This is a genomic window from Porphyromonas loveana (assembly GCF_003096695.1).
GTDB lineage: Bacteria > Bacteroidota > Bacteroidia > Bacteroidales > Porphyromonadaceae > Porphyromonas > Porphyromonas loveana.
Genome location: NZ_QEKY01000032.1, coordinates 1 through 4421 on the forward strand (window position 1 = coordinate 1; position 4421 = coordinate 4421).

The 4421-nt window shown below is 43.4% G+C and carries 2 pseudogenes; both read right to left on the minus strand.

The window, feature by feature from the left end:
* Positions 1–2033: 2033 nt before the first annotated feature.
* Positions 2034–4079, minus strand: a pseudogene (locus C7382_RS10335) (VWA domain-containing protein); the annotation flags it as partial.
* 238 nt (positions 4080–4317) lie between these two features.
* Positions 4318–4421 (minus strand): annotated as a pseudogene (locus C7382_RS10340) (fimbrial protein); the annotation flags it as partial.

Sequence of the window (4421 nt, forward strand, 5' to 3'; positions counted from 1 at the left end):
ACCGTTTGTTGTACTCCCGCGGGGAAAGTAATCGCATTCTTGATGTCGATGGCTGCCGTGTAGGAATTACCCACCAAGTTGGATCCGGAATAGTTTACTCCCGATGTACGAGTTAGCGGAACTGTGGCATCTCCTACGAATAGTGTTCCCTTTATTTTATACACATCGGAAGGTACCGTATTACTGCTGTTGGTAATCTCGTAACCTCTAAACGCCGTCATAGGGAATGTAGCGGGCTGCCACTTGTTACCATTGAATGATTCCGTCCATTGGTTGATGGTTTCATCGCCTGCCACGTCGCCGATAGGGAACGGATTTAGACTTTGTACCGGAACACCGAAATATTGCCAGCTTCGGCGGTACATACCACAATCGGTACAATCGTAACCTTTGTTGTAGAACTCTACCGTGGCTCCCACGTTTTGATTTTGAGCCGGATTGGTAAATACAAGAGTTCCGCTGGGATGATCGGGTAAGGATTGTACGACAATAGTACCGGCATCGGGGTTGTTATCCAAAACTTGTCCGTTGATGGTAAGCTGACTACTTGTAACAAGCACCAAATCCTCGCCGGAATTATTGATAAGGTTGCCGATAACTTTCGGGTCGGTTGCCGGAACATACAGGTCGGCTACTGCCGGGGTACCGAAATTTTCTGTCGTAGCAAACTCTACATCCTCTCCCGTGAGCGGTACTTGGTCTCCTGTCCAGTTAGTCGAAACATCCCATTCGTTCACATGATTCTCTGTTCCTCCCATCCAATAATTGAGAACTCTGTATGCAAAGTAGGCGTTTCCTGCCGGTTTCTTCCAACTTATACCGATTTGTCCCGGGTTGGGCGTGGAGCCTGTAACTTCGACAAAACTGTAACGCTTTCCATCGGCTGTCGTAATGATAGTTTTGCTTGGCGGTACGGAATAATACTGCAACGCTTCGGTAGTTTTGTCCAATTTTATCCATTTGGGTGCGATATGGTCTCCGCCTGTCGGCAAAAAGAAATCTTGTGGTTGTAGAACATAAGCCTCGCTTAAAGAGCCGACAACCGTTCCGTTTGCCTGTATGGGTTGACCGTCTTTATTTACCAACACATAATGTCGTTTAATAACACCATAACCCAATTTTACGGTCGGGCGCGGGAATACCAAGTGCTGATCCGGGTCTCCGTTGGAATTGGTATAAATAAGCTCAGCCGAGCTATTGGTATCAAACCCGTTCGGATCGGGTCCGATGGTAGAGGTTGTATTTACCGGGATATCGTTATTCTGTATATAATCCAAATCGGCATAGATACGATAGGTAATAATCGCATCTGTCGAGCTCAGGACGGTTCCGGGATTCCATGTCAATTTTTTTGTATTGATATCGTAGTGTACGGTTCCGTGCGAAACATGGCTAAACAAGTGGGTTACGTCGCCCGATTGCGTTACATTTTTTATAATAAACCCAGGAGCAACAAAGTCCACGACCGTACCCTGTTGTACGCCTACATTGATATTTTGAGCAATATTGTTAAATGCATTAGCCAAATTTGCAGGAGTAGCAGGGAAGAAGTGATTGGCATCGGTAGCCGTAAGTTCCAATGCTTTGTTGGGAAGAGGAAAATCGCCCAAGTCGTAACCAATGGTATGAATGATGTACCCCGAATTTTTTCCAAACTGTGCCTCGTTGATGGCGGCATTACAAGGGAAGTAGTAATGACTGGGAGACCCGAGAGCCGGAGCGTAGACCAAAGCACCGGCAACGCCGTCGAATGTAATACGTCCACTCAAATTGCTATAATCGTATTTGGATTCCAACAAGTCTCTTTTTCCTACCTTGGAATTGGTAGTTGCAGGTGCTGGATTAATATTAGGAGTGCTTGTATCATTAGAAATATAAGCACCCGGAGTAGTGATTGCATTTTGTATTACCATATCAATGGGGTCGTTGGCATTGCCTGTCATACCTATGAAATCGTTTGTTGTTATGTTCTTGATGGGATACTGTTCGGTAGCCAGCCCATCCGACATCAAAATGATATGCTTGTAAACGGCAGTAGAGGAAGCCATAATGTCCCTCGCCATTTTAAGTCCTCCCTGCGTATGGGTACCCCAGATAGGTGTTAGTGCCCTAATCTTTTGGCAAAGAAAGGCCGTATCGGTGGTGAAACCGGAGAGTTGATGAGGCTCGTGGTCGTAGCTGACTAAGGCAATGCGCACGCCTTCCGTTGCCATACCTTTTGGGAGCATTTTTCGCACAAACTCTTGTCCCGATTTTATGGCAGATTTCAATCTGGCAATATTAGCTCCACCCATCGAAGAAGATTGGTCGATTACTATTACCACGTCTACTGGTACAGTTACTTTGCCTGTAGTGATTTTCAAGGTTACATCCCATGCGTTGGGATTTTGTGGGTCTAACGGATTATCAACCGGAGTGGCAAACTTATCCACAGTAACGGGAACCACTGGGGGGAGACCTTCCTTGTAAGCAAAATAGGCATTGCCAACTGGTTTTTTCCAACTAATGCCCACTTCACCGCCGGATGGATTAGAACCATTAACTGTAGTGAGAGTATAGTGTTTTCCATTGTACATAAACGTTGTTTCTGTTGGCGTTACGGAATAACCCTGTAAGTCATCATTGTTTTTGTCTAATTTCACCCATTTGGGAGCAATGTGTCCGCTTCCTTCAGGCAAGAAAAAATCCTGTTGGTGCAAAGCCTGAGCCTCACTCAAAGAGTTAACCACCGTTCCATTTGCCAAGATAGGTTGCCCATTTGCGTTTACCATCACATAGTGCCGCTTGATAACACCGTAGCCCAATTTTACTGTCGGGTGAGGGAAATCCAGCATTTGATTTGGTACTCCGTTAGAATTTGTATATGTAAGCGTTGCTCTGGTGTTAGTGTCAAAGCCACCTACATCGGGCCCGATGGTGGAAGTCGTATTTACCGGAATATTGTTATTTAAGATATAATCCAAATCGGCATAGATACGATAGGTTAGCGTCGCAGTTGACAATTTTCCGATTTTACCAACATTCCATGTAATAGTTTTATTGGAGACATTATAGGATACTGTTCCTTGCGAAACAGTAATCAAATCGGTAATATTCCCTTCTCCAAGAACAAATCCCGGAGCAATTAAATCCTCCACCTTTCCATTCGTCAGAGCCGTCTTTATGCTGTAAGCAATGTTGTCGAAAGCAGTAACCACTCCCGCCGAAGAAACGGGATAATAATAACTTTCAGTAGTCGCAATTCTTTTAAGAGATGTATTTGCTGTTTCGTTATCCAAATCCAATCCGATGGAGTGGATTATACATCCCGCAGTCTTTGCAAACTGTGCCTCATTGATAGCTGCATTACAAGGGAAATAATAGTATGTAATATTGTTTTGATTGAAATACTCTACTGCCACATAATTTCCATCGATGTCATTGTCATAAATGTACCGATTTTCTGCAAGATTATTTTTTGAATAACGGCGAGATGGATTAGGCTGAGGGTCAGTAATGGTAGCTACTAGATCATCTTGGGTACTACTTACAAAATCATTCGGATCTTTATACCGCAACTTATATTGTTTTTGGGCCGCTCCATCTGATAACAATACAATATGTTTGTGATTAGCTTGAGAAGAAGCAAGCAGCTGCCGGGCTTTGTACAATGCCCCCTGAGTATGTGTCCCTGATGCTGTTGTTATTCCATTTATCTTCTGTTTCAGTAAGACTGCGTCTTTCGTAAAATTGGATGCTGTTGTAATGCTTGTATTATAAACAATCAAAGCAACACGAACATTCTCTGTATTCGTTCCGTTGGGGAGCATTTTGTCTATAAATACACATGCAGCTTTCTTCGCCTGTACTAATCTATTAGGATCTGTATTATCCATCGATTTTGATGCATCAAAAACGATTACTACATCGGCCGTTTGATCAACGACATCTCCCGTTTCAATACTAAGAGTTATATCCCAAGCATTGGGATTTTCAAGACTCTCTGGATTAGCTACTGGAACAGCATATTTTTTGACAGTTACTGGAACCACAGGTGCTGTTTGTGCACTGACTTTGTGAAAAGGAATCAAAGTCATCATTAACAAAGCAAACACCCAAATCAATATGCTTTGCAGTCGCTTTATAGTCAAATTTGTCTTCACTTTTGTACTGTTTTATAAGAAATTCTGGTTATGCCATGAATTTCCTTAGAATTATTGATTTATATGGAAGTTTCGAAACATGCGAAAGCCCTGATATGTGTGCTTTAACGTTATTGAGGTTTTAATTGAACACGAAAAAGCAACAAGGGGTTCTGAGACAGTGATCGCACATAATTTAGATTGTCAGATCGTACTTATACCAGTTATTCCGGATCACTTTTTCGGGCAGGGGGAGTCGGTAGAGCTCGGGCCCGAATTCAGGCGGGGGGAGATTGCCGT